29 protein-coding genes and 3 pseudogenes are annotated in these 23,468 nt (G+C 39.8%); 25 read left to right on the top strand and 7 right to left on the bottom strand.

The window, feature by feature from the left end:
• The 9 genes and pseudogenes from G4D76_RS05205 to G4D76_RS05175 all read left to right on the top strand — a co-directional run bounded on the left by G4D76_RS05205 (position 1) and on the right by G4D76_RS05175 (position 5,318).
• On the top strand, positions 1-699 hold the full coding sequence (locus tag G4D76_RS05205) for a phosphonate C-P lyase system protein PhnL (RefSeq protein WP_213810733.1): 699 nt from the start codon (positions 1-3) through the stop codon (positions 697-699).
• Positions 696-1,514, top strand: coding sequence for a PHP domain-containing protein (locus tag G4D76_RS05200; RefSeq protein WP_213810732.1), 819 nt, complete (start codon positions 696-698; stop codon positions 1,512-1,514). The genes G4D76_RS05205 and G4D76_RS05200 overlap by 4 nt, the downstream gene beginning before the upstream one ends.
• 94 nt (positions 1,515-1,608) lie before the next feature.
• Entirely contained in the window at positions 1,609-2,157 is a 549-nt protein-coding gene (locus G4D76_RS16700) for a PhnD/SsuA/transferrin family substrate-binding protein (RefSeq protein ID WP_371814597.1), read from the top strand.
• A complete protein-coding gene (locus tag G4D76_RS16695; protein ID WP_371814596.1) occupies positions 2,136-2,663 on the top strand; it encodes a PhnD/SsuA/transferrin family substrate-binding protein in 528 nt (175 codons plus the stop codon). Before G4D76_RS16700 ends, G4D76_RS16695 begins: the two co-directional genes overlap by 22 nt.
• 96 nt (positions 2,664-2,759) lie before the next feature.
• On the top strand, positions 2,760-2,921 hold the full coding sequence (locus G4D76_RS05190; protein ID WP_213810731.1) for a hypothetical protein: 162 nt from the start codon (positions 2,760-2,762) through the stop codon (positions 2,919-2,921).
• Between the two features lie 15 nt (positions 2,922-2,936).
• A pseudogene (gene phnC / locus G4D76_RS05185) lies at positions 2,937-3,676 on the top strand (phosphonate ABC transporter ATP-binding protein).
• A 7-nt stretch (positions 3,677-3,683) separates the two neighbouring features.
• Positions 3,684-4,019, top strand: coding sequence for a hypothetical protein (locus G4D76_RS16690; RefSeq protein ID WP_371814595.1), 336 nt, complete (start codon positions 3,684-3,686; stop codon positions 4,017-4,019).
• Positions 4,020-4,044: 25 nt separating this feature from the next.
• Positions 4,045-4,497, top strand: coding sequence for a PhnE/PtxC family ABC transporter permease (locus tag G4D76_RS16685; RefSeq protein WP_371814594.1), 453 nt, complete (start codon positions 4,045-4,047; stop codon positions 4,495-4,497).
• A complete protein-coding gene (locus G4D76_RS05175; protein ID WP_213810730.1) occupies positions 4,497-5,318 on the top strand; it encodes a PhnE/PtxC family ABC transporter permease in 822 nt (273 codons plus the stop codon). Before G4D76_RS16685 ends, G4D76_RS05175 begins: the two co-directional genes overlap by 1 nt.
• Before the next feature lie 85 nt (positions 5,319-5,403).
• Here the strand turns inward: G4D76_RS05175 and G4D76_RS05170 are convergent, their stop codons facing one another.
• Positions 5,404-5,670: a hypothetical protein gene (locus G4D76_RS05170; protein ID WP_026858597.1), complete on the bottom strand. Its 267-nt coding sequence runs from the start codon at positions 5,668-5,670 to the stop codon at positions 5,404-5,406.
• 112 nt (positions 5,671-5,782) lie between these two features.
• Here G4D76_RS05170 and G4D76_RS14725 point away from each other — a divergent pair, with 112 nt between their 5' ends.
• The 11 genes from G4D76_RS14725 to G4D76_RS05135 all read left to right on the top strand — a co-directional run bounded on the left by G4D76_RS14725 (position 5,783) and on the right by G4D76_RS05135 (position 12,552).
• Positions 5,783-6,169, top strand: a complete 387-nt coding sequence (locus tag G4D76_RS14725; protein WP_250130212.1) for an alpha/beta fold hydrolase — start codon at positions 5,783-5,785, stop codon at positions 6,167-6,169.
• Positions 6,170-6,214: 45 nt separating this feature from the next.
• Positions 6,215-6,499 (top strand): hypothetical protein, encoded by a 285-nt coding sequence (locus G4D76_RS14720; protein WP_250130342.1) that lies wholly within the window; start codon positions 6,215-6,217, stop codon positions 6,497-6,499.
• Positions 6,406-6,618, top strand: a complete 213-nt coding sequence (locus G4D76_RS14715; RefSeq protein ID WP_371814593.1) for a serine aminopeptidase domain-containing protein — start codon at positions 6,406-6,408, stop codon at positions 6,616-6,618. The genes G4D76_RS14720 and G4D76_RS14715 overlap by 94 nt, the downstream gene beginning before the upstream one ends.
• Positions 6,618-7,208: a nitroreductase family protein gene (locus tag G4D76_RS05160; RefSeq protein WP_213810729.1), complete on the top strand. Its 591-nt coding sequence runs from the start codon at positions 6,618-6,620 to the stop codon at positions 7,206-7,208. Before G4D76_RS14715 ends, G4D76_RS05160 begins: the two co-directional genes overlap by 1 nt.
• Positions 7,209-7,373 (top strand): hypothetical protein, encoded by a 165-nt coding sequence (locus G4D76_RS05155; protein ID WP_213810728.1) that lies wholly within the window; start codon positions 7,209-7,211, stop codon positions 7,371-7,373.
• Between the two features lie 111 nt (positions 7,374-7,484).
• Positions 7,485-7,610, top strand: coding sequence for a hypothetical protein (locus G4D76_RS15830; protein WP_256440537.1), 126 nt, complete (start codon positions 7,485-7,487; stop codon positions 7,608-7,610).
• 8 nt (positions 7,611-7,618) lie between these two features.
• On the top strand, positions 7,619-8,836 hold the full coding sequence (locus G4D76_RS05150) for a polysaccharide deacetylase family protein (RefSeq protein WP_256440557.1): 1,218 nt from the start codon (positions 7,619-7,621) through the stop codon (positions 8,834-8,836).
• A complete protein-coding gene (locus tag G4D76_RS16680; RefSeq protein WP_371814592.1) occupies positions 8,833-9,189 on the top strand; it encodes a hypothetical protein in 357 nt (118 codons plus the stop codon). The genes G4D76_RS05150 and G4D76_RS16680 overlap by 4 nt, the downstream gene beginning before the upstream one ends.
• Positions 9,177-10,133: a putative glycoside hydrolase gene (locus G4D76_RS05145; protein WP_371814591.1), complete on the top strand. Its 957-nt coding sequence runs from the start codon at positions 9,177-9,179 to the stop codon at positions 10,131-10,133. Before G4D76_RS16680 ends, G4D76_RS05145 begins: the two co-directional genes overlap by 13 nt.
• Positions 10,134-10,412: 279 nt before the next feature.
• Positions 10,413-11,825, top strand: a complete 1,413-nt coding sequence (locus tag G4D76_RS05140) for a purine-cytosine permease family protein (protein ID WP_213810727.1) — start codon at positions 10,413-10,415, stop codon at positions 11,823-11,825.
• A 112-nt stretch (positions 11,826-11,937) separates the two neighbouring features.
• A complete protein-coding gene (locus tag G4D76_RS05135; RefSeq protein WP_213810726.1) occupies positions 11,938-12,552 on the top strand; it encodes a DUF421 domain-containing protein in 615 nt (204 codons plus the stop codon).
• A 183-nt stretch (positions 12,553-12,735) separates the two neighbouring features.
• On the opposite strand, the gene G4D76_RS05130 is transcribed toward G4D76_RS05135, so the two are convergent.
• From G4D76_RS05130 to G4D76_RS05120, 3 genes are all read right to left on the bottom strand, one after another.
• Positions 12,736-13,935: a dicarboxylate/amino acid:cation symporter gene (locus tag G4D76_RS05130; protein WP_213810725.1), complete on the bottom strand. Its 1,200-nt coding sequence runs from the start codon at positions 13,933-13,935 to the stop codon at positions 12,736-12,738.
• A complete protein-coding gene (locus G4D76_RS05125; protein WP_026858604.1) occupies positions 13,913-14,779 on the bottom strand; it encodes a prephenate dehydratase in 867 nt (288 codons plus the stop codon). Before G4D76_RS05125 ends, G4D76_RS05130 begins: the two co-directional genes overlap by 23 nt.
• Positions 14,780-15,098: 319 nt before the next feature.
• A complete protein-coding gene (locus G4D76_RS05120; protein ID WP_213810724.1) occupies positions 15,099-16,847 on the bottom strand; it encodes an ABC transporter ATP-binding protein in 1,749 nt (582 codons plus the stop codon).
• 129 nt (positions 16,848-16,976) lie between these two features.
• Between G4D76_RS05120 and G4D76_RS05115 the strand changes: the two are divergent.
• From G4D76_RS05115 to pepT, 3 genes and pseudogenes are all read left to right on the top strand, one after another.
• Positions 16,977-18,028: pseudogene (locus G4D76_RS05115) on the top strand (D-alanine--D-alanine ligase family protein).
• 14 nt (positions 18,029-18,042) lie between these two features.
• A complete protein-coding gene (locus G4D76_RS05110; RefSeq protein ID WP_213810723.1) occupies positions 18,043-18,546 on the top strand; it encodes a GNAT family N-acetyltransferase in 504 nt (167 codons plus the stop codon).
• 18 nt (positions 18,547-18,564) lie between these two features.
• Positions 18,565-19,784, top strand: a pseudogene (pepT, locus tag G4D76_RS05105) (peptidase T).
• Positions 19,785-19,912: 128 nt separating this feature from the next.
• On the opposite strand, the gene G4D76_RS05100 reads toward pepT, so the two are convergent.
• Positions 19,913-21,394 carry a DHA2 family efflux MFS transporter permease subunit gene (locus G4D76_RS05100; protein WP_026858609.1) on the bottom strand — a complete coding sequence of 494 codons (1,482 nt, stop codon included), beginning with the start codon at positions 21,392-21,394 and terminating at the stop codon, positions 19,913-19,915.
• Between the two features lie 72 nt (positions 21,395-21,466).
• Positions 21,467-21,643, bottom strand: coding sequence for a hypothetical protein (locus tag G4D76_RS05095; protein WP_169516108.1), 177 nt, complete (start codon positions 21,641-21,643; stop codon positions 21,467-21,469).
• A 119-nt stretch (positions 21,644-21,762) separates the two neighbouring features.
• Here G4D76_RS05095 and G4D76_RS05090 point away from each other — a divergent pair, with 119 nt between their 5' ends.
• Entirely contained in the window at positions 21,763-22,554 is a 792-nt protein-coding gene (locus tag G4D76_RS05090) for a class I SAM-dependent methyltransferase (RefSeq protein WP_026858610.1), read from the top strand.
• Positions 22,555-22,886: 332 nt separating this feature from the next.
• Entirely contained in the window at positions 22,887-23,045 is a 159-nt protein-coding gene (locus tag G4D76_RS05085) for a hypothetical protein (protein ID WP_213810722.1), read from the top strand.
• A 197-nt stretch (positions 23,046-23,242) separates the two neighbouring features.
• Here the strand turns inward: G4D76_RS05085 and G4D76_RS16675 are convergent, their stop codons facing one another.
• Positions 23,243-23,467, bottom strand: coding sequence for a VOC family protein (locus G4D76_RS16675; RefSeq protein ID WP_250130210.1), 225 nt, complete (start codon positions 23,465-23,467; stop codon positions 23,243-23,245).
• Position 23,468 lies beyond the last annotated feature (1 nt).

The raw sequence follows: 23,468 nt of genomic DNA, 5'->3' as shown, positions 1-23,468 counted from the left end.
ATGATTACAATAAATGATTTCAGCAAATCATTCACAATACATCATCTTAAACAGACAAGAGAAGCAATCAACGGCGTATCGTTCGATGTAGAAAAAGGAGAGTTTCTCGGTATTGTCGGGGAAAGCGGCAGCGGGAAATCAACTATTTTAAAAAGTATATACGGTACGTATAAGCCGACGTCAGGCATCGTCAGCTATGATTCTGAAATATTTGGAAAAGTAGACCTTCATACTATTTCAGACAGAGCACTGATTAAACTGCGCACACGTGAAATTGGCTATGTCTCTCAGTTTTTAAAAGTAATGCCGCGTACGACAACGCTTGAACTCGTCATTAATTCCATGCTCGAAATGGGCGAAGAGAAAACTACTGCAGCTGAAAAAGCAGAAGAAACACTTAGACATTTCGATATCCCGGAAGCGCTGTGGCACAACTATCCTAATACTTTCAGCGGAGGAGAGAAACTGCGTTTAAATATTGCCTGTGCAGTCGTTAAAAATCCGCGTCTGCTGCTGCTGGATGAACCAACAGCATCACTGGATGAGAATTCAAAGATGAAAGTAAGAGAAACGATTTCAAAACTGATTGATCACGGTACGACACTGATTGGAATCTTTCACGACCTTGAATTTATGGACGGACTCTGTAATAAAGTTTACGACATGAATACGAAAACGCTTGAGGAGCGCGCAATATGAACAGCAAAATAGATCTGCATCTTCACAGTAACTTTTCCGATGGTAAAGATAGTGTAAATAAAGTGATGGATCTTGCAAAAAAACGCAATGTTGAAATGTTAAGCTTCGTCGATCATGACACAAATCTGACATATAATGAAGCGCTGCCATATGCAAATAAGCTTGGCCTTGAATTGATTCCAGGCATTGAAATATCGGCATATGATTTTAAACGAGGCCGAAAAGTGCATGTGCTCGGTTATAACTACGATCCTGATGCGCCGAATATTAGTAAATTAACAGAGCCTTTACTTAGTGAGCGTCATCGACACTCAATGGAACAGATAAAAAAGATAGAAGCATATGGTATTGATGTTGATATTGACGAAGTGAAAAAGACAGTGGGACCTCTCGGAGTTATATATAAACAGCATGTAATGCACGCAATCTGCGATGAGCATTACACGAGCCCAAAGTATACGACGAAGTACCGTACACTGTTTAAAAACAGTGGCCCGGCAGCTGGGGACATTGAATATATCGATTATATTGATGCCTTAAAGGCGATAAAGAAAGATAACGGATTCGCTGTCATTGCTCATCCAGGACAATTGAACAGCTACGAACTGATTGATGAAAGCTATTCGCTGATCGATGGACTCGAGAAAGTTCATCCCGACCATGGTCAGGAAGATTATGAAAAAATTGATGCATTGATAGAGAAGTACGGATTTTTCACGACGGGTGGCTCTGACTTTCACGGAGATTTCGGAGCAGCTGTTGAGATTGGTATCGACAGCTCATTGTTAAGAGAAACATCTCAATTATTTAGATAAGATAAACATGTGTTAAGTAGCTGTAAATTGCATTTACTTGCAGCTTGTAATGATTTTAAATTAAGCATGTAAATAAAACTGAAGGAGTTTGAAAATGAAAAAGTTATTCAATGTTTTTCTTGGTTCGGTTTTTGTATTAGCACTTGCAGCATGCGGCACAGAAGAGAGTACTGAAGAAGGTTCAGCAGATGCAGCAGCAAATAGTGACGAGCCTCTAAGTGTCGTCTGGTACCCTAACGAATCCGGCAGTGAGCTGGCAGATGCACGTGAAGAAATCGGAGCGATTTTAGAAGAAACGACCGGCAGAGAAGTAGAACATGAACTGACTACAGACTATGCGATCGCAATCGAAAGCATTGCTAATGATAATGCGGATCTGGCATTTACAGGCGCAGAAGGATACATACAAGCTAAAGAACGCAATGACAACATCGTTCCTTTAGTCGTACCGTCAGGCCCGTCAGGAACTGAAGATGAAGAAGATGCGTTATACTACAGCTGGTTTGCAACGGCAGTTGAGCACATGGAGCAGTATGAAACAGGCGAAGGCGAATACTCAATCGATGAATTTCCGGGGAGCAACTTTCATTTGTTTCAACTTCATCAACTTCAGGATTCAGAGTGCCAACATCAACGATTTTAAATGAATTTACTGAAACTGAAGAGTTTGCAGATTTAACAGAAGAAGATTTAGCTGAAAGCGGCCGTTTCTTTGAACAGGTGATGTTCGGTAATACACATCAGGGTTCTGCAGTTAACTTAATTAATGACAGAGCTGACGTTGCAGCATTTTGTGATACTTGTCTTGAAAACTACGTAGAACTTGCTGAAGGTGAAGAAAATACACCTGGAGCAATTTACGAAGTTTCTGAAGGCGCGGCAGATCCATTTTCAAACTTAGCAGGCGAACAATTTGGAATTATTTCAGCAACACCTGTACTGAATGCGCCGTTTATCGCTAACGAAAGCACTTTAGGCGCAGATGTTGTTACAGAACTGCAAGAAGTATTCGCCTCGGATGAAGAAGTAGCGAATAATGAAAAGATTTTCGTACCTGAAGATGCAGAAGAAGGCGGATTATTCTCGAAATCGGCAGACGAGCGTTTTGTAGTTGTTGAAGATGAGTGGTTGATCCAATCAGAGAATTGAGCAACTAATTTATAACTGAACATACTTAACAGCATAAAGGTATTTATTTTAACAGAGAGGGGATTCCCCCCTCTTTTTAATTAGGAGGCAATATTTATGGCGGTGGACAGTAAAGTAAAAGAAGTCACGGAAACCAGAACGGATTTTAACAATAAAGAAGCAGAAGAAGTACTTATTTCATTCGATGAAGATTTGGAAATTACAGGTAATGAAGTAGAGATTGCGACGAAAGCAGAAACTAAAAGAAAATGCCTGTAATGTGTCGATGAAAACCTGAACAAAGAATATTCAAAAGGGAAATCGGTGCTTAAAGACGTTAATTTTGAAATTAAGCAGGGTGAACTGCTGTCTATTATCGGTCCATCGGGAGCCGGGAATCTACTTTACTTCGTTCGATTAACCGCATGATAGAACCGACTTCCGGAAAGATAACTTTCGACAATAAAAATATAACGAATGTTAAAGGCAGAGAGCTCCGTAATATGAGAACAAATATCGGGATGATTTTCCAGCATTATAATCTGGTGGACAGATTGTCGGTATTTGAAAATGTGATGCATGGAACACTCGGATATAAAAACAGTCTGCAGGGAATTTTTTCATTGTATACAGAATCTGAAAAAGAAGAAGCAATTGATATCATTACCGAACTCGGTATCGAAGATCATATTTATAAACGCTGCGATGAGCTGAGTGGCGGACAAAAACAGCGTGTCGGCATTGCTCGGGCTTTAGTGCAGAAACCGAAAATTATTTTATGTGATGAGCCGATTGCGTCGCTTGATCCAAGTTCTTCTAGAGTAATTATGGAACACCTGAGAAAAATTTGCAGTGAAAAAGGAATTACAGTCATAGTGAACCTGCATCAGGTGGATGTGGCGAAAAATTATTCCGACAGAATTATCGGCTTAAACAGCGGTGAAATTGTTTTTAACGGGCATCCGACAGAAATTAATAAAGAAGTTATTCAGGCTGTTTATGGTACAGACTTTGACGATTTAATCATGGAGTAGGTGACGAGTGATGAGTAAAACGGGCACTATTAATGCAAATGAAATAACTATTATTCAAAAGAAAAATTTATATCTGCTGCTGACAGTCGTCATTATCGTCGGTTTGATTATGCTTGCAGGCTACATAACAGAATACAGTCACGTTGAAGGTATCATGTCAATTCCGGCGGCAATATCATGGATGGCAAGCAACATGTGGTTTTCACAGTCTACCTTGTCAAATCTCGGCAGTGTGCTGCGTCTGTTATGGGAAACAATTTTAATTTCGATTGTTTCGACAACAACAGCTGCAGTATTCGCAGTCGTTTGCACTGTTAGGCTCAAAGCTGACTTATATAAATAAACCGCTGATGTATGCAGCGAAAATCGTGGCATCAATTTCACGTAACATTCCGGTGGTAGCGTGGGCGTTAATTTTAGTCATCAGTTTCGGAACGAACTCAATGACAGGATTTTTAGCTTTATTTTTCGGTTCATTCGGATTTTTAGTCAGAGCATTCCTTGAGACTATCGATGAAGGCAGTGAGGATTCAGTCGAAGCTCTGAAAGCGACAGGAGCAACATACTGGCATACGATTTTTAAAGCGGTACTGCCTGACAGCATGCCGCAGATGTTCAGCTGGATTTTATTTATGATTGAAACAAATATTAGAAGTGCCACGCTTGTCGGACTTCTGACCGGTACAGGTATCGGCTACTTATTCGACTTGTATTATAAACAGCTGAATTATGAAATGGTCTCGCTGATTACACTTGCGATAGTACTTGCTGTCTTAGTTATCGAGGCAATATCGAATATTATCAGAAGGGAGATTTTATAATGACTGCAGTTGTTGAACATAATAAAAATGGCGGCATTAAAGTCTCTAAACCGAACAGAGGACAGAGGATCTTAAAAGGACTGTTAATCGGTTCTGCGATTTTCACAGTAATCGGATTCTTCTTAATGGATTACTCGGGTCTCGATTTAGCACATGCAATTCCGATGACAATCGATAATCTCAGACAGATGTTTTTATCGCCGAGTTTAAATAATACAACATGGTCCAGTGCATTATGGCAAGTTGCCATAACATTGTCCCTCGCTTTTTTAGCGACGATTTTAGGGGCAGTGATTTCACTGTTTCTCGCATTCGGTACGGCAGTAAACTTATCGAAGCCGTGGATCAGCAACACGATAAAAGCAGTTATAACAGTCGTGCGTGCAGTACCGACTGTATTATGGGTACTGATATTTGCGATTGCGGCAGGACTCGGCGCAGTTGCGGCAGTTATCGGGATGATTTTCCACTCGATAGCGTATCTTGTAAAAGCATACTCGGAAGCATTTGAAGAAGTCGATCAGGGTAAAATAGAAGCACTTCGTGCAACTGGCTCAAGCTATCCCCATATTTTATTCCAGGTTGTAGTGCCCCAGACTAAAAGCTTTCTGATTTCATGGACATTCCTGAGGTTCGAAATTAACTTCGGTGTAGCAGTGGCGATGGGTGCAGCAGCCGGTGCCGGCGGCATCGGTTATGAATTATTCATGGCCAGCTCATTCTATTACGATATGCAGGAAGTCGGTGCAATCACGCTGATTATTCTTGCTGTTGCGATTATCTTGGAACTGATTGCGAACCGTTTAAAAATGGCGGCGTAACAGTAAGAAAAGCATTTTAAAATTTAAAAATCGTCCTTGCGCTCTAACAGGCAAGGACGATTTTTTGTTTATACTGTTCCAGATTTTATATAAAGAACAGCATATGAATCAGCGTCGGCACAACAAAGCTCCCAATAAAAATCATATAGTACAAATCCGGACGATCGCCTTCTTTTGCGAATTTATTTGCAAGTGTTCTAAACAGAACCGATGAAATAAAAGCAAAAATAACGAAAGCGAAAAAGCCGGTCGTATAATAAATAAAATTAAAATAAATTAATGCGACAAACATAATAAGGTATAAGAGAAACCCGCATGTAAATGAGAGTATATATTTTTTTTGATTAGACATATTTGCCCCTTTATAATTAGTATTTATATCAATAATATATTAACCCTTTAAGATATGCAATTTCACGCCGGAAAGGTTATAATTTCAAGTAACAGAGATTGGAGTGATGAACTTGTCATTTGTAAAATACATTGAGTCTAAAGACGGAACACTGCTTTACACGAAAGTGCAGACGACAGAAGAGCCGGAAACAGCGAAGGCGACAGTTATTATTGTCCACGGTCTTGCAGAACATCTTGGAAGATACGATGATATCGCAGGGGTGTTAATACGGAGCGGATTTAACGTCATTCGCTACGATCAGCGCGGACATGGCCATTCATCGGGAGAGAATACTTTTTATTCTAAAGTCGATGAGATCACGGATGATCTCGGTGCAATTGTGCTCTATACGAGAAAACTTCTGCCTGAACAGCAAGTATTTGTTATCGGCCACAGTATGGGCGGATATACTGCTGCTCTGTACGGCACAAAATATCCAGGTAAAGTTGAAGGGTAATTACATCGGGCGCTTAACGCGTTACATCATGAACTATTTGCCGGTGTGCCTGTCGGTCTAGACAGTAATGACTATGTCAAAAATGAACTTGGCAAAGGGCTCTGCAGCACCGAAATCGTCCTTAAGCATTACGTTGAGGATGCGCTGAATAAAAAAGAAATATCTGTCGGTCTGATCAGAACTCTTGAAAAAGGAATCGAATATTTAAAACTTGAAGCAGGAGACTTTAAAGATCGGTGCTCATTCTTCATGGTGAAAATGACGGACTGGTTTCTAGTGAGGACTCAGTGCAATTCCACGAGGAGATATCTTCAGATGATAAGAAATTGATTATTTATCCTGAGCTGGAGCATGAAATATTTAATGAATTTACTATGAAGACAGAAATTTTCAATACTATTATAAACTGGATTGAGGAGCGTCTGAAAAGTACGGAGGAAAAAATATAATGAATATAACTGAAGCAATACAAACAAGGCGGAGCATTAAAATCTTTAAAGATAATGAGCCGGTTAGTAAAGAAATTGTAGAACAGCTGCTGCAGGCAGCGATAATGGCACCGAATCACCACCATACAGAACCGTGGAAATTTTTCGTGCTGCAAGGCGACGGACGTCTGCCATTGTCACGCATCATGGGTGAATGGGCGAAGACAAGAGTGGACGATCCGGCAAGTGAAGCGGGTCAGAAACGCATTGAAAAACTTAGTGCGAAGCCGCTTGTTGCACCAACTGCAATTGTTGTGGCACTGAGTCCTAAAGCAGGCAATGACAAGGCGATTTATATTGAAGACGTATCCGCGGTCTCTGCTGCAGTCCAGAATATGCTTCTTGAAGCCCACGGTCTCGGCCTTGGTGCGATATGGAAGAGTGGTCCGGCTTATTATGCTGAACCCGTTAAAAAGTACTTTAATCTGACAGAGGAAGAAGAAATTTTAGGTGTGATCTTCGTAGGAGAGCCGGATATGAAGAAGATTCCGGAACCTAAACGCATGCCGTTTGAAGAGAAAACGGTATGGATCACAGAGGATGACAAATAAATGAAAAAAGCAGCAATATTTTTATTCTTAACAGCGACGCTGCTGATGTTCAGCGTAGGTACAATTATTCCTATCGAGTATAATTTTATCGTTTATCTCGCGGTACTTATACTATTCATTGCGGGAATGTACTGCAGCGTAAGTATTGATCCGGATTCTAAATGAAATAAATGTAAAAAATGCATTTTTTACGGCAGAGAGGGTAACTTCATTATATGGAGTTACCCTCTTTTTATTTTTTATAATGTGTAATGAATTTTGATTGGGGTGTTATCGATGAAAAAATACATAATGGCTATAATGCTTATGACTACTATGGTTATACTTGGCGCATGCGGCAGTCCGGAACATAAAGTTTCATCAAATATTGAAGAAATTGAAGAAACACAGCACCGGCATTAACGAACAGCATTCAGAGCATGATTGATTATGAAGCAGAACTGTCCGACTTGTTTAATGAATCTCTGACAGATGAGACACTGACCAGTTTTAAAGATGATCAGTCACCGCTGTATCAGAATTTAAATGAACGGTCTGAACTGGCAGTTGGGCTGGCAAAAATACATGAAGAACTGCAGGATTCTGCTGAAAAACTTAAATCTGCTGATGTCAGCGGCAGTGACACACTGAATGAAGAAACGGTAGATAATTTATCTGCTGCTGCTGGGCAGCTGGCTGAGGAGGTAAAGAACGTCCAGACGGGTTATCAGGAAGTTATAAGTTCAGAAACAGCATTTTTTGAATCGCTCGTTAGCGAAGAAGCGGATTATACTACATTGACTGACGGGATGGCAGAAGTAAATGGTCTTCATGAAGGGGTGGCCGCACACTACCAGTCAATCAATGAGCAGCTTGCAGCATTTGAAAATTACAGCAATGAAGTAAAAACTGCACTTGATGAAGAGACTTCAAGCAGTGAAAAGTCAGAAAGTATTGACTCTGAATCAGAAGGAGAAGCAGCGAAAAACAGCGAGCCGGAAAAACTGTATACGGTAGATGCTGCAACATCGGCTATTGTGCCATCAACAGATGATGTTGATTCAGCAGCTGTGCTTCTTACGATAGATGATGCACCGGACGAGAATGCAGTTGCTATAGCTCATACATTAAAAGATCTTGACGCCCCTGCCATATTCTTTGTTAACGGAATGTTTATAGAATCTGAAGAAGGCCAGGAGAAGTTGAGAGAAATACACGAACTTGGTTTTGAAATTGGCAATCATACTTACAATCACTTTAATATGGAAGAGATTACCCCCGAGGATACAGCCCTTGAAATTATCGATACAAGTGACTTAATTGAAAAAGCAATCGGCAAGCGTCCAAAATTCTTCAGAGCCCCGTTTGGCGTGAACACTGAAGCATCAATCAGTATCGCTGAGGAAGAAGATATGACTGTAATGAATTGGACCTACGGCTTTGACTGGGAGCCGGAATATCAGGAACCGGGAGCACTCAGTGACATAATGGTTAATACTGAAATGCTCGGTGACGGCGCCAATCTGCTGATGCATGACCGCGGGTGGACGAGTGAAGCGTTGCCGGATATCGTTAAAGGCCTCCGGGATAAAGGCTATTCACTTATTGATCCGAAACTCATCAATTCAGAAGGTGGGGTGACTGAATGAGTACAAGAAACTTTTTAATCTTAGTCGGAAGTATACTGGCTGTGCTGTTTTTCCTGCTTGCTTTGGCTATAAAAGGTGAGATGGACAGCGGAGAATCTGAAGTTGCAGAAGAGACAACAGAAGAAAGTCAGAAAGAAAAAACAGAAGATCCTGCTGAAGAAAAAGTACAAGATGATACGAAAGAACCAGCGTTGTCACTGAACTTAAATGATAGTCCGTTGTACGCAGTTAATGACGATACCACACCTGTATTTCAACATCAGTCCGGTGTTGATATTGCTTATCCAAAAGAAGGCGTAAAAGGTATTTTGTTACTGGATTTTCCGCAGGCGGGGAAAGAATGCAGGAACTGACGGAGCTAGTTAATAATACGGAGTTAAACTCAATGGTAATCGACGTTAAAGAAGATATCGGGGACATCATGATGCCGATCGATGTAGATAATGAAATTGCACAGAGTCATATGTATGATTACGTTAATCCGGAACAACTGATGACAACACTTGAAGATAATCAGATTTATCCGATTGCACGCATCGTTGTTTTTAAAGATTCGAGGCTGGCAATGGATCGTCCGGATTTATCGTATCAGAACAGCGACGGGACCGTTTGGCAAAATGGCAGCGGTGAAAGTTTCGTCAATCCGTTTCTTAAAGAGGTCTGGGATTACAATGTTGATATAGCGATTGAAGCGGCCAAGCTCGGATTTAAAGAAATCCAGTTTGACTATGTGAGATTCCCAGAGTCATTCGAAACGCTTTCTGCTGATCTGACTTACAATCTCGGTGAATATGGTGATACTGAAACCGATGAAGTGCAGCAGAGAGTCAATGCAGTAACAGATTTTGTCGCCTATGCAAATGAACAGTTAAAATCTTATGATGTTGACGTCTCGGTAGATGTTTTCGGCTATGCGGCAACACAGCGGGAAGCACTTGGTATCGGTCAGAACTTCTCACAGATAGCCAATAATGTCGATATTATCTCATCGATGATTTATCCTTCACACTGGGGTGCAGGGGCGTTTGACTTTGCAACACCGGATACTGAACCTTACGCGGTAATTGATGAGTATATGAAAGTAGAAAATGAAGTGCTCGGTAAACTTGAAGATCCGCCGAAATCAAGACCGTGGATTCAAGACTTTACCGCTTCGTATTTAGGCCCGGGTAATTATATAAATTACGGTGCGGCAGAAGTGGAAGCCCAGATTCAGGCATTAAAAGATAATGGTGTTGAAGAATATTTACTGTGGAATGCTCAAAATACCTATTCTGAAGGTACTGAATATCAATAAATTTCATTGAAATCCCATGTCAGAAAACCTAGTGATGACGTGGGATTTCGTCTATATTTAGCTAGTGCATTTTTGTGCAGAATTTCAAAAATATTATGCATTTTGAAATATAGTTTCATCATTAATTCGATAGTATACTTTCAATTTAATTGTTAATATACATATTATGTCGACTATAAAGTGTAATAATATACACAAGGGATTGATTTGTTAACTTAAACAGTGTATAGTGTAAAAGTCGTCTTAATATAAAATTTCATAAGATTGGAGAGGATATTTATGAGTTCTGTAGACGCGGGAGGTCAACTGATTGAATCAAGCGAAAGCGATCACTCATTATCAAAAGTTCCATATAATGAACGCAAAATGGGCTGGCTCAGCATTACAAATATTACATTTGGCATTGCCACAGCAATTTTCTACTTTCAAATCGGGAGTGTAATGGCACTCCAATTCGGTGCGATTAATGCGCTTATATCAGCAGCCTATGCAATTATCGTTGCAGGAGTGCTGGGAACAGTTATCGTTTACTTATCAGCAAGGTCGGGAATGAACGTTAATCTGATGTCGCGGGGCGGAGGCTTCGGTTACATAGGTGCGTCACTGACGTCTTTAATATATGCTTCTAACTTTATTATGTATTGTGCCCTTGAAGGTATGATCCTCGTATATGCAGTACATGAATTCTTCCCTGCTATTCCTGTATGGCTCCTTATAGTCGTATTTGGAACACTTGTTATTCCACTTAACTGGTTTGGAATTAAACAGCTGGATAAATTGCAAAAATGGTCATTACCAATTTTCTTCATATTTTTAATTGCAGCAATCGCTGTGGCATTTATGACCCCATCACAATACGACGGCGCATTCTGGACTTACATGCCTGAAGGTATGCAGGTCGGCGGGACAGCACTGTTACTTTGTATCGGTATGCAGCACGGTATTATTGGGCTGACTGCTCTAATTGCATCAGACTATGCTCGATTCTTAAAGCCGGGACACATTAAAGTTGGATCATTTGCCATTGGATTTATTCCGCAAATATTTGCATACGGTGTCATGGGTGGACTTGGGATATGGTTTGGTGTGCGTTTAAACGAACCGAATCCTGGTGTTTATATCGTTCACTTACTCGGTATCGGCGGTGCATTATTTACAATGCTGACGCAGGTTCGTATTAACGTAACTAACATTTACAGCAGTTCTTTATCGTTATCGAACTTCTTTGAGAACGTATTCCGTTTTAAACCGGGACGCAGATTCTGGGTTGTAGTTGCAGGTATCGCAGCAATGATATTAATGCTCGGCGGTATTACAGATCATTTAGATAATGCTTTGACATTCCAGGGAGTATTCCTGATGTCATGGGCAGCGATTTTAGTTGCTGATTTCCTTGTAGTAAAACGGATTATGAAAATCGGGCCGGGATATTATGAAGAACGCCAGGCGTACTTATACAAATGGAACCCGGTCGGTGTCTGGTCACTGATTATTTCAAGTCTGCTCGGAACAGTTGCAGCACTTGGCTTTATGGGAACATTTTTACAAAGTACTGCGGCATTCTTTGCAGCAGCAATGGCAGCAGTACTCACAATCGTTATTGCTTATATGACTAAAGGTAAGTACTACCTGAACAGTAAAGCTGAAGAAATCAAGGATGTTGACGAAAGAGACATTGTGAAAGCAAAATAAAACGTTTGATGAAAGGGCTGGGACAATTTTGTCTCAGTCCTTTTGTTTTGATTAAATGGGGAGGGTTATTTCTGTAAGTATATGAAAATACTTATAGAGGTGAGAGAAGACAATGGAAGATATGATGATGTACGCGCTGAAATTAACGTTGGGGTTAATCGGTGTACTGATTGTTTTAAGGCTAATGGGCAAAAAAGAACTGGCTCAAATTACCCCTCTTGATTTTGTTTACGCATTAATACTTGGAGGAATTATAGAAGAATCGCTTTACGACGCGACCGTTCCTGTTTATGAAATGCTGTTCTCTATTTTCTGGGCATTACTTATATTCGTACTGGAAAAATTTGCATTGAAAAGCCGCAGATTTAAAAGTCTTGCACAAGGTGATCCTGTAATTTTGATTAATGACGGACAGCTGAATGCAGAAGTGATGGAGAAAAATAACATGGATGTTGACGAAGTACGCATGCTGCTCAGATTAAACGGTGTATTTTCTTTAAGTAAAGTTAAGTATGCAATACTTGAAGAAAGCGGTGGTTTATCGGTGATGCAGTATGCAGGTGAAGAACCGCCTAGCCGTAATGAATTGAAGACGGACTATCCGGAAAATGTAATATCCTATTTGCTTGTTGATGCAGGCAAGTTGGAAGATCAGAGACTTAAAGAAATCGGCAAGGATGAAACATGGCTCCGTGAGAAGCTGAAAGAAGAAAGAGGTCGAACTTGAAGACATATTTTTTGCAGAATGGGATGAACAGAACGGATTCTTTATACAAAAACATCAGAAATAAAAGGAAACCATCCGGGAAATATAATTTCGGATGGTTTTTGTATGAGAATATTTGGTTCATTGCCCAAGTAAAGAATTGTCCCAAAAAATTATGATTCCGCAGAGAAAGTACTTTTCTTATTACGGCGTTTTTGATTCATCAATTAATATTGCAGCCGTTGCATCACCTGTGATATTCATTGTTGTATACGCCATATCAAGTATACGGTAGATTGCAGCGATTGGGCCCATAAGTTCAATTGGGAGACCAAGCAGTGTAAGGAATGAAGCGCCTAGCACTATACCGCCGCCGGGAATACCGGGTGCTGCCATATTAATTACTGTTGCAATAATTACGAGATAAATAATTTGTCCCACGCTGAGCGGGATATTGTAAAAGTCTGATACGAACACAGCGAGCAGACTAAATGAAATAGCCCCGCCTGCCATATTTATTGTGGTACCGAGCGGAACGACGAAGTTAGTAATTGATTCGCTGACTTTAAAATCATTTTTCGTGACTCTGATAGTTGTCGGCATAGTAACGGCAGAGCTTGTCGTTGCCAGTGACACAAGCCAGACTTTATAAATGCCTTTTAAGAATTGAACGGGAGTCATTCCCGTATAAATCCAAACTGGAATCAGCATTACTATGATAAATGCTATAATACATGCGGCATACGCGGTAACGATGTAAAGACCGAGAGCTGAGAATATACCTGCACCATACTCTGCAATGGCGAATGCCATTAAGGAAATGATTCCAATCGGTGTCAATTCCATAATGTAATTCAATACTTTAAATATGACTGTTGACAGGCTGTTAATGAAGTTTTTAACAGGTTCTGCTTCTTTACCAACTGCAACAATAGCTATGGAAAAAATAACAGTAAAAATAATTGTTGCGAGTATATCTCCTTCAGTCAGTGCCATAAACAAGTTGTCAGGAATAATATTCATAAAGAAATCTTCTACCGACGGGGAAGTAATCTCTCCGTCATATCCTGCAGAATCGATATTAATATGGTTCCCGGGTCTGACGAGATATGAAATTAATAACCCGATACCGGCGGTTGCAATAAACATCAATATAAATACTGATACACTTTTAACGCCTATGCGTCCAAGATCCTTACCGCTTCCGATATTAATAATACCGGTAGATACTGCGACGAATATAATAGGAATAATCATTGCCTGAATTATATTAAGGTAAATATCACCAATAAATTTTATCTGAATAGAAAAATCGGGGAGAAATATACCAAGCAGAATACCAAGAGCAAAACCAATCGCAATTCTTGTAAATAAATGTTTCTTACCTGTCAGTATGTTTTTCATTCTGAATCACTCCTTCATATTCCGGGATTTGCCCTTTAGCATAGCTGCCTAATATATTTATATATGATGTTTCCTTTGTCAGCACTGCAAGTGCCGCATCGAAATTCTGCATATCCGTATCGTTTTCTATATCGATAAAGAACCCATAAGCGAAGGGTTTGTTTTGAATCGGACGGCTCATTAAATAGAGCAGGTTGATGTTATATGTTTTAAAGATATCCAGAATATCACTTAATGAACCGGTGCTGTGATCGGATTCTATATACAGCGATGTTTTTTCATGCAGAACTTTCTTGCTCAGTTCTTTCGTGAAGATTAAGAAGCGTGTCGTATTGAGCGGGTTATCGCTGATGTTCTCACGGATAATATGCATGCCGTACATTTCTGCCGCATGGCTGCCCGCGATGCTCGCAATCGTTTCGTCTTCTGATTCTTTCACCATATGTACGGCGCCGGCAGTATCGCTGAATTCTTTAACTTCAATATTCGGGTACCGGCTTAAATACGTGTAGCATTGTTCAAGTGCTTCCGGATGCGAGTAAACTTCTGTGACTTTATCGAGTGGAATCGGATTTTTGGAAATGAGTGCGTGGTCAATCTTTACATACACTTCTTTAACGGCTTTAACATCTAAATATTTCATCAGATCAATTGTTCTCGTAATCGGCCCGCTTGTCGAGTTTTCAACCGGCAGTGCAATGTAGTCCACTTCGTCATTAAGCAGTGCTTCAACCAGCAGTTTAAACGTCATATAACCCTCAGTTGTATATTCTTCATCGCCGGCGTAAGATGCGCATGCGAGCGTGCTGTAACTGCCTTCTACTCCCTGATAACCAATTTTCATTTGAAACACTCCTTATTTTTAGTAGAAAAAAAGCCTCTTGAATTCTGTGTACAGAAATCCAACCGGCCTGGTGAAAGTACATATAAAAAATACCAGCCAATTAGATTTTACTAATGGCTGGTTTCTGCATCGTTAATTCAGCCATCATAGATTTAGGTCCCGCCTATATCCACGATGGAATACAGACGCTATCTAAAATAGCTGAAAAAGAATTTATTTAATTGTGATGTTTTTGTCTTGGATAACATAAAAATCACTCTCATCAATTAAAGTTTTAATAATGTTAATTAGTCTAACAATTAAGAATTCTTTTGTCAATTTATATTTGGCTGAACTGTGCCTGATGAAGTCCTTTGTATACCCCGTTATCAAGTGACAGCAGTTCGTCATGTGTGCCGCTTTCGGCGATACCGTCGGTTGTGACCACCATAATGCGGTCTGCATTTTTAATCGTTGCCAGCCGGTGGGCGATAACAAGTGTTGTCCGTCCTTCAGCCAGACGGTTCAAAGCATCTTGAATATACATTTCAGTTGCCGTATCAAGTGCACTCGTTGCTTCGTCGAGCACTAATATCGGCGGATTTTTTAAGAACATACGTGCAATTGCAATACGCTGCTTTTGTCCTCCCGACAGTTTCACGCCGCGTTCTCCGACAATTGTTTCAAGACCGTCCCTGTAACTGTCAACAAGATCTTTCAGCTGCGCTTTTTCAAGTGCATCGTAAACTTCTTCGTCTGTTGCTTCAGGCTTGCCGTAAGCAACGTTTTCTTTTAATGTACCGGCAAATAAAAATACGTCCTGCTGCACAGTCCCGATATTTTCACGAAGTGAAGATAATGTTAAATCTCTGATATCAGTTCCATCGATAGAAATACTGCCCTCCGAGACATCATAAAAGCGGGGAAGGAGTGAGCATAACGTCGTTTTTCCGGCACCTGAAGGGCCGACGAAAGCAATCGTTTCACCTGGTGTAATATTAAAGGAAATATCAGTCAGTACATTTTTCTCTTCATATTTGAAAGTCACATTATTGTATTGGATATTACCTTTTACATTTGTTAATGCATGTGCATTTTCTTTTTCTTTAACATCCTGCTGTACCGCCATCGTATCGAGAAAATGTTTAAATCCTGCAATACCATTGGGATACAGTTCAATCACGGCGTTAATTTTTTCAAGCGGTTTAAACAGTACGTTTGAAATTAAAATAAAGGCAGCGAACTCACCGTATGTCAGTTCCCCCTGCATTACATAATACGCACCGGCTATAAGAATAAACACCGTGACTAAGCGCATCAGCATATAAGTGCTGGACGTATTAAAAGACATAATCTTATACGCTTTTAATTTTGTTGCCCTGAAACGGTCGTTGATTTTTTTAAACTCTTCAAGTTCCTGATCTTCATTCGCAAAAGCCTGAACTAAACGGATGCCGCCGATTTTATCTCCGATTAAATGATTGAACTCGGATACACGGCCAAACAATTCCCGGAAAGCGACAGTCATTTTTTTGTTGAAGTAAATTGCGATAACTAAAATTAACGGCACGATAATAAATGAAATGATCGCGAGTTCAGGATGTATGTAATACATAATTCCGAATGCACCGAGCAGTGTCATAATCGCAATAAATAAATCCTCGGGACCGTGGTGGGCCATTTCACCGATGTTCATCAGATCATTCGTCAGACGCGTTAACAGTTTTCCTGTTTTCGTGTTATCAAAAAATCTGAATGATAACTTTTGTATATGTCCGTACAGATCGTTCCGGATATCCCGTTCGATGTTTGTACCGAGCATATGCCCCCAGTATGTTACGATAAACTGCATAAATGTATTAAACAGATAAATAAACACCAGTCCCATAGCAGCGATTAATATCCATTTCCAGTTGTTGGTCGGCAGCAGTTCATCTATGAACAAGCTGACAATTACAGGGAACGCGAGTTCCAGGAGACCAACGATAACAGCAGACAGAAAATCGACAGTAAATAAGAATTTATAAGGTGCGTAATAAGATAAAAATTTCTTCACCGTGCCCCATCCTTTTTTGTATAATATAAGCATTTAGATTATACCACTATTAAATTTTTTAAAGGTTGAGATTACCCGGTATGTTGTTTATAAAAATTAACTTATTGTCTGAATTGGTGTAAAATCAAGGGTACATAATAAACAGATTTGAGGAACTCATATATGAACAGAATAAACGTTGGTATTATATACGGCGGTAAATCGACAGAACATGAAGTATCAATACGTTCTGCAAAAAGCGTATTTGAAGCGCTTAATAAAGAAAAATATAATATCAAACTGATTAATATTACTAAAGCGGGCGAATGGCTCCTCGCAAACGATAATGAAGGAATAACAACGCTTGATAATGCAAACAGCAAAAAAATATCAGTGATGCCGTCAAACGGTCTGATGGCTGACGGTGAAATTATTGACATTGATGCGGTATTGCCGATCCTGCATGGTACTGCAGGAGAAGACGGCAGTATACAGGGACTGCTTGAACTGGCTGAAATTCCTTATGCAGGATGCAATGTCCGCAGTTCAGCGGTATGCATGGATAAGGACATGACGAAGCGGCTCCTTGAGCTTAAAGGAATAGGCGTCGCACCTTCAATCGTGCTCAGCTACTATGAAAAAGATGGACAAACATATGAGGATGCCAAAGAGAAACTGGGCGTGCCGATGTTTATCAAACCGGTCAATCAGGGCTCATCTGTAGGCGTATCGAAAGTTTCAGATGAAGCAACATTTTATGAAGCACTGGATTCAGCATTTTCATTCGATACGAAAGTGATGATTGAAAGCGGCGTAGAAGGCCGTGAGATTGAAGTATCCGTTCTCGGTAACGAAGAGCTGTTCGTCTCAGTGCCGGGGGAAATTGTCTCGCAGACCGACTTTTATTCATACAGTTCAAATATCTGGATGAAAGCGGCGCACTTTTAAATATTCCGGCGAAACTGGAAGAAGAACGAAAAAAAATACAGATTGCACATGATACGTTTAAAGTGCTCGATTGTGAAGGAATGGCGAGAGTAGATGTATTTTTAACGCCTGACGGTAAAATTATCGTTAATGAAGTCAATACACTGCCCGGCTTTACAAGCATCAGCATGTATCCTAAATTACTCGAAGCTTCAGGTATTCCTTACAATGAAACACTCGACCGACTGATTGAATTAAGCCTTGAAAGATATGAACGTTCTGAAAGATTGAAAACAGATATTTTTTAAAAGGGGACATATTTATGATCCGTTTAGCAGCACCAAGAGACGCACGGGGTATCGCACAAGTTCAGGTTGAAAGCTGGAATACTACGTATCCCGGCATTGTGCCTAAAAGTTATCTCGACAGTCTGGATGTAAAAAAGAGAGAGGAAATTTGGAAGCAGGCAGCGGTAAACCAGCCGCTCTATGTTGCCGAGCTCGACGGAGAAATTGTCGGCTTCGCTATCGGCGGAGAAAACAGAGATAAGGATACATATCCGGAATTCGACGGAGAACTGTATGCGATATATTCTTACGAACATGTTCATGGCAAAGGCATAGGACGTGCCCTGTTTGAAAATGCTGTAAGAAATTTAGCGGAACGCGGTTATAAAAAAATGGTTATTGCCGTGCTGTCGGAAAATCCGACGGTGAATTTTTATAAACATATGGGCGGTTATTATCTCGGAGAAGAAACGATTACCATCGACGGAGTATCTATACAGGAATCATTTTACGGTTATGATGATATTACTAAGATATAAACATAGGGGATGAAACTAATGAAAGAAGAATTAATTGAACGTTTATCAAGATATGCAAAAATCGATACACAGTCGGACGCATCGAGTGAAACAGTGCCGTCGACGGACAAACAGTGGAATCTCTTAAAAGAACTGGAGACGGAACTGAATGCAATCGGCATGAGTGATGTTAACTTAGACGATAAAGGTTATCTGTTCGCAGCTCTGCCTGCAAATACTGAAGGTAAAAAACAATTGGATTTTTAGCTCACGTTGATACTGCAACTGATTTTACAGGAACAAATGTTAAGCCGCAGCTCGTAAAATACGAAGGCGGCAGCATTACGCTTAACGACGCACTGGATATTGTACTGTCACCGGAACAGTTCCCGAATTTAAATAATTACAAGGGCCACACACTGATGACGACTGACGGTACCACATTGCTTGGTGCAGACAATAAAGCAGGTGTCGCAGAAATAGTAACAGCTGTAGAATATTTAATTAATCATCCAGAAATAAAACACGGTACAGTAAAAGTAGGATTTACACCAGATGAAGAAATCGGTCGGGGCCCGCATGACTTCGACGTTGAAAAATTCGATGCTGACTTCGCCTACACAGTCGACGGCGGTCCTTTAGGTGAACTGCAGTATGAAAGCTTTAATGCTGCAGGCGCAACAGTGAAAGTGACAGGAAACAGTGTCCATCCCGGCACAGCGAAAAATAAAATGGTGAATGCTGTCCGTATTGCAGCTGATATTATTACCGGTTTTGACGCGGACGACACACCTGAGAAGACAGCAGGCTATGAAGGGTTCAATCATATATCAAATTTCACAGGTGACGTGGAAACAGCAGAATTCAATATGATTATCCGTGACTTTGATACAGCATCATTTAAAGAACGTAAAGAAGCTGTAGAACAGAAAATTACTGACTTCCGGGATAAATATCCGGAAGCAGCAATAGAACTGGATATGGCCGACCAGTATTATAATATGAAAGAAATTATAGAAAAAGATATGACCATTGTAAATCTTGCTGAAGAAGCAATGAAATCATTGGAAATTGAACCGGTAATTCAACCAGTTCGCGGAGGAACAGACGGGTCGCAGCTGTCTTATAAAGGACTGCCGGCACCGAATATCTTTACAGGCGGAGAAAACTTTCATGGAAAATTTGAATTCGCTTCGATAGAGGATATGGAAAAATCGGCAAAGACAATTGTTAAAATCATTGAATTAAACGCAAAATAAAAAATGCCTTTGACTCCTAGGGGAATAGCATCAGCTTGAAACTACAGGTTCAAGCTGATGCCCCAGGAAAGCAAAGGCATTTTTTATATCAAAAGATATTACTATTAGTGATAAAAAATCGGCAGAGACTAATCTCTGCTGATTTTTTTCTTTTCGTCATTTATCGGACGTGCTTTAGCAAGCGACTTACCGATTGTATCTGTGGCATTAGACTGTTTCAAAAAGAACGAAGCGATAAGCGCTAAGAATAAGAAGCTTGTGCCAACGAGGAATGATAAGTTAATACCTTCCAGTGTTGCCTGGTTAATCATTGCTTCTGTAGGATTATCCATTTTGTTTACAGTAATGTTTGTATATGTCTGCATTACTGTAATCAGGAGTGCAATTCCGATCGAGCCGCTGACCTGATTCAGCATACTGTTCAGTGATGAACCATGCGGCGTCAAGTGAGCCGGCAGTGAGTTCATGCCGTTAGTCATTACAGGTGTATTGACCATCGTCATACCAAGAGCGCGAATCATATAAATTGTTAACAGATACGAGAATGATGTATCTATTTCGAGACGGCTCAGGAAGAATGTTGTGACAACTGCCATAGTCAGTCCGGTAATTGCCATTACTTTCGGTCCGTACATATCAAACAGCTTACCTGATACAGGACTCATCAGTCCCATAATCAATGCCCCGGGAAGCATTAAAAGACCTGTATCCAGCGGGCTCAGCCCCTGAATGTCCTGCATGAAAATAGGAATTAAAATCATTCCCGCAAATAATGCCATATTTGCGGCACCGATAATCAGTGAAGCAATTGTGTACATCCGGTATTTATATACTCTGAAGTCGAGCATCGGATGTTCCAGTTTGAACTGTCTCATGACATAAAGCGTAATAGCCGCAATACCCAAGAGCAGCGGAATTAACACGTTTGAGCTTGCCAGTCCATTCTCTCCTGCAGAACTTAAACCGTAAAGTACTCCGCCGAATCCGATAGTGGACAGGATAATGGAAGTTATATCAATATGTGCTTCCCGTTTCTGCTGTATTTCAGGAAGTTTCCAAAATCCGACAGCGAGAACGATAATCAGAATAGGAATCATCATATAGAAAAGCATATGCCATGAATAGTTTTCGACGACAACACCGGATACAGTCGGTCCGATTGCAGGTGCGAAGAACATCACTAAACTGAACAGTCCCATCGCGGTCCCGCGTTTATCAGGCGGGAAGCTGCTGATCATAATATTCATTAAAAGCGGCATCAGCATTGCAGAACCTGATGCCTGAATCATACGGCCTAAAATCAGAACGATAAAAGTCGGTGAGATTCCGGCAACGATAGTACCGAGAAGAAACAGCGACATGGCTGTTAGGAATAAAGTTCTGGCGCTGAATTTCTGCATCAAATATGCTGTGGTTGGTATGATAATACCGGAAACCAGCATATAGGATGTGGAAACCCATTGAACAGCTGAAGTCGAAATCCCAAAATCATTTTTGATTGCGGGAAGAGCGACATTTAAAAAAGTGTTCGATAAGAACGAGATGAAAGCACCGGATAATAAAATAATTATTAATTTGTAATCCGGTTTTTTCTGAGATATTTCAGACATTTATTTTCCCCTTTACCATAAAATCAATTTAACTATCATACCCCATATTAAATAAAATTTCATTAAAAAGATTTAACCTATGCGGTTATCAATCTGAATATAAATAAAGAAACCGATTGTAACTCCTAATAAGACTGAAATCGGCAAGGCATATGTGTCTGGTATTGATGGTAAGAAAGTTTCAATAACCCAGTGAATTCCTACAAAGCAAAGTGCCATAATAACGATAGAGCCTAAAACTCGGGTCATAATTCTCCTCCTTTTCGAAAATAACTGTATCTTTAAATCTTATCAAACCTTAAGGTAGACATGTGAGTAAAATACCTTGATAATATAAGGTAATCAGTATTAGTGGAGGGAAACTTATTATGAAGACAAATTTTCATAATTATGCCGAGGAGTATTTTAAACACAGAAATGATATTCCAAGTGTATTTTTTGAAGAACTGGCTAAGAGAAATGTCGACGTATCAGGAAGCAAAGTTGCAGACATCGGAGCCGGTCCGGGGTTCGTCAGTAAAGCATTGAGCGACTACGGTGCAATTGTCGATGCAGTTGAACCATCAGAAGAGTTTATTGAAATTGGCAAGAAATATGTCGGCAATGATGACAGAATCAGTTTTACTAAAGGTACTGCGGAAAAAACAGGCCTCGCAGATGATACGTATGATATTGTTATCGTAATGAGATCCTGGCATTGGTTTGACAGCGAGAAAGCAGCTAAAGAAGCGAGACGTATTCTTAAACCGGATGGCATTTTAATCGTCGCGGATATCGGATTTAAAGTTTCCAGCAAGATGATGAAAGACTCAATGAAAATTGTTAAGAAAAATTCCAAACACGAAGAATTAAAACCAGCCGGATCCAAAGATGATTCAATTCAAAAGATTAATGGTTTCCCTGTTGAATGGTTCAGCGACTGGCGTCATGAAAAATTAGATCTTGAAGAGTTCTTCAAGCATGAATACAAAGTTAAGTTTACAGATCAGGAATGGCTCGGCAGATTGGGTACTTCATCATGGCTTGTCAGCTTTAAAAAGAAACAGATGGACAAGACAATGGGAAAAATTGCAGAACTGCTGAATTCCATGGACGACGAGAAAAAACATAAAGTCCCTCACGTATTGAATGTAGCAATATTAAGAAATAAACATAAGTAATATTTAGGTTAAAAAAGGGCGATTATTTCGCTCTTTTTTATTTTTCTGCTCAAAAAATGAAAACGTTTCAATACATAATTAATTAATGAAAACGATAACAATACGGGTTATTATGCGCAAGAATGAATAATGTATATAAGGTTTAAAATATATAAAATTTTACTACATTAATTTATTTTTGTAAGTGAATTAACTAAAAATTGGTAATAGATTTACTTTGATAAATCATCACATAATCTTTGAAATACCTTGGTGTATATAGTATTATTAAGATACATAAAAGAGGTACAGAGAAATACTCTAATATAAAATTTCAAAAAGGAGGACTGAAAATGATTATATCTGATAAACTTACAGCAGAAGTTCGTATGCAGGAATATAAAGAAATTGCGTATAATAATTCAATTTTAACAGAGAAGAAAAGTAACGAAAAAGTTAAGCGTCCATTTTTAAATAAATTAATCAGCGCTTTATCTCGTAATACCAGTTAAATATAAATGTTGCCATTCCTGAAGAGAGAGGAATGGCTTTTTTGTGTTTAAATTAAATTTAATTGCCACGATACACCGAACTGATCCTGAATCCATGATAGCGTTTACTCACGTTATAGTCATCCAGCGGAATATGAATGGCTCCATTTTTCTTCAGCTTTCTGTACAGCAGTTCAATTTCATTTAAATTTTCACATTCAATAGATAGACATACTTGGCGTAAATGTGAATTCAGAAGGTACTTCTGAATCGCGAATCATCAGATGCATTTCACCGATGCGTATAATTGCCTGCTGTACTTTATTTGAATCTGTATAGTTCACAAGCTGGATAATATCGAAGTGATGGAACACCTCTTTATAGTATTCAAGTGCTTCAAAGGCACGTCCCTCAAACGTTAGGAAGGGCATTGCTGCTCTCATT

The sequence above is a fragment of the Jeotgalicoccus sp. WY2 genome, assembly GCF_018437745.1.
GTDB classification, from domain to species: Bacteria; Bacillota; Bacilli; order Staphylococcales; family Salinicoccaceae; genus Jeotgalicoccus; species Jeotgalicoccus psychrophilus.
Note: the sequence above shows the minus strand (reverse complement) of the source record. Positions and strands in the feature narration are given on the sequence as shown.

Bases quoted from the DNA above. Each gene is read 5' to 3' on its own strand.
- G4D76_RS05125 (WP_026858604.1), bottom strand. From the start codon at position 14,779: ATGAAAATTGGTTATCAGGGAGTAGAAGGCAGTTACAGCACGCTCGCA.
- G4D76_RS05100 (WP_026858609.1), bottom strand. From the start codon at position 21,394: ATGTCTGAAATATCTCAGAAAAAACCGGATTACAAATTAATAATTATT.
- G4D76_RS16675 (WP_250130210.1), bottom strand. From the start codon at position 23,467: ATGAGAGCAGCAATGCCCTTCCTAACGTTTGAGGGACGTGCCTTTGAA.
- G4D76_RS05140 (WP_213810727.1), top strand. From the start codon at position 10,413: ATGAGTTCTGTAGACGCGGGAGGTCAACTGATTGAATCAAGCGAAAGC.
- G4D76_RS05095 (WP_169516108.1), bottom strand. From the start codon at position 21,643: ATGACCCGAGTTTTAGGCTCTATCGTTATTATGGCACTTTGCTTTGTA.
- G4D76_RS05135 (WP_213810726.1), top strand. From the start codon at position 11,938: ATGGAAGATATGATGATGTACGCGCTGAAATTAACGTTGGGGTTAATC.
- G4D76_RS05110 (WP_213810723.1), top strand. From the start codon at position 18,043: ATGATCCGTTTAGCAGCACCAAGAGACGCACGGGGTATCGCACAAGTT.
- G4D76_RS05120 (WP_213810724.1), bottom strand. From the start codon at position 16,847: ATGCTTATATTATACAAAAAAGGATGGGGCACGGTGAAGAAATTTTTA.
- G4D76_RS05085 (WP_213810722.1), top strand. From the start codon at position 22,887: ATGATTATATCTGATAAACTTACAGCAGAAGTTCGTATGCAGGAATAT.
- G4D76_RS16680 (WP_371814592.1), top strand. From the start codon at position 8,833: ATGAGTACAAGAAACTTTTTAATCTTAGTCGGAAGTATACTGGCTGTG.
- G4D76_RS05145 (WP_371814591.1), top strand. From the start codon at position 9,177: ATGCAGGAACTGACGGAGCTAGTTAATAATACGGAGTTAAACTCAATG.
- G4D76_RS05175 (WP_213810730.1), top strand. From the start codon at position 4,497: ATGACTGCAGTTGTTGAACATAATAAAAATGGCGGCATTAAAGTCTCT.
- G4D76_RS05130 (WP_213810725.1), bottom strand. From the start codon at position 13,935: ATGAAAAACATACTGACAGGTAAGAAACATTTATTTACAAGAATTGCG.
- G4D76_RS05170 (WP_026858597.1), bottom strand. From the start codon at position 5,670: ATGTCTAATCAAAAAAAATATATACTCTCATTTACATGCGGGTTTCTC.
- G4D76_RS05090 (WP_026858610.1), top strand. From the start codon at position 21,763: ATGAAGACAAATTTTCATAATTATGCCGAGGAGTATTTTAAACACAGA.
- G4D76_RS05190 (WP_213810731.1), top strand. From the start codon at position 2,760: ATGGCGGTGGACAGTAAAGTAAAAGAAGTCACGGAAACCAGAACGGAT.
- G4D76_RS05155 (WP_213810728.1), top strand. From the start codon at position 7,209: ATGAAAAAAGCAGCAATATTTTTATTCTTAACAGCGACGCTGCTGATG.
- G4D76_RS05205 (WP_213810733.1), top strand. From the start codon at position 1: ATGATTACAATAAATGATTTCAGCAAATCATTCACAATACATCATCTT.
- G4D76_RS05200 (WP_213810732.1), top strand. From the start codon at position 696: ATGAACAGCAAAATAGATCTGCATCTTCACAGTAACTTTTCCGATGGT.
- G4D76_RS16700 (WP_371814597.1), top strand. From the start codon at position 1,609: ATGAAAAAGTTATTCAATGTTTTTCTTGGTTCGGTTTTTGTATTAGCA.
- G4D76_RS15830 (WP_256440537.1), top strand. From the start codon at position 7,485: ATGAAAAAATACATAATGGCTATAATGCTTATGACTACTATGGTTATA.
- G4D76_RS05160 (WP_213810729.1), top strand. From the start codon at position 6,618: ATGAATATAACTGAAGCAATACAAACAAGGCGGAGCATTAAAATCTTT.